This is a genomic window from Photorhabdus noenieputensis (assembly GCF_018448935.1).
Classification (GTDB): Bacteria; Pseudomonadota; Gammaproteobacteria; order Enterobacterales; family Enterobacteriaceae; genus Photorhabdus; species Photorhabdus noenieputensis.
Map to the genome: position 1 here is coordinate 1 of NZ_RCWC01000166.1, position 631 is coordinate 631.

General features: G+C 53.2%; 1 protein-coding gene. It reads left to right on the forward strand.

The features are described from left to right. A partial coding sequence (locus tag EAE91_RS23665; RefSeq protein WP_280520316.1) for a contractile injection system protein, VgrG/Pvc8 family occupies positions 1 to 631 on the forward strand: 631 nt, incomplete at both ends.

Genomic DNA, 631 nt, shown 5'->3' on the forward strand with positions numbered 1-631 from the left:
CTGAATTTCTGGTTTGAAGACGACAAGCTGTTTTTCAGTGACAGCCATTTAGGGATGACGGCCAACTTACCGCTGGTCTACAACCCGCAGATAGAGACGGCCACCGAAATGAATGTGATGAATCAGGTGCGTCTGGGCGTCTCCATGACCCCGGCGCGGGTCATTTATAAGGACTACAATCCCGAAAGTCCCGATTACCGCCTGACGCACCGGGCCAATATCGATCCCCGTGTGGAAGGGCAGAAAACCCTGTTTGAGCTTTTTGAAAGCTACGGCCGTTTTCAGAAAGACGCGGAGGCAAAACCGTTTGTCCAGCGTCGTCATCAGGCCGTCGAGAATCAACGTCAGGCCGGTAGCGGGCAAAGTAACTGTTTTAAACTGATGCCGGGTAAAATCTTTGACCTCAGCGAACACCCGGTTGATGCCATGAATACCCGCTGGCAAATCGTCACTATCCATCATCACGGCAAGTGTCCGCAGGCCCTGCAAGAAGAGAGCGGAGAGTCAGGATCTTATCTGCATAACGAATTCCGTTTTATGTCGGGCTATAACGACTGGCGAGCGCTATATCGCTACAAACCGCTGGCGGATGGTGATGAAGTGGCCACCGTGGTCGGCCCGGAAGGGGAAG